Below are 224 nucleotides of genomic sequence, written 5' to 3'. Positions count from 1 at the left end.
GGGGCTGCTCGACCGGCTCGTCGAGGCCGGCTACGAGCGGGTCTTCGTCTCCAACTCCGACAACCTCGGCGCCGTCCCCGACCCGGTGGTCGCCGGCTGGTTCGCCCGCGCGGGTGCACCCGTCGCGATCGAGGCCGTGCGGCGGACCCCCTCGGACCGGAAGGGCGGGCACTTCGCCCGCCGGAAGTCCGACGGCCGGATCGTGCTGCGCGAGACCGCCCAGA

1 protein-coding gene is annotated in these 224 nt (G+C 75.4%); it reads left to right on the top strand.

The features are described 5' to 3' along the window. On the top strand, positions 1-224 hold a 224-nt coding region (locus tag QWY28_RS23990), incomplete at both ends, for a UTP--glucose-1-phosphate uridylyltransferase (RefSeq protein WP_300955399.1).

The sequence above is a fragment of the Nocardioides oceani genome (genome assembly GCF_030412965.1).
Lineage (GTDB): Bacteria > Actinomycetota > Actinomycetes > Propionibacteriales > Nocardioidaceae > Nocardioides > Nocardioides oceani.
The sequence above is the reverse complement of the archived record's forward strand: the minus strand, read 5'-3'. Positions and strand labels throughout refer to the sequence as shown.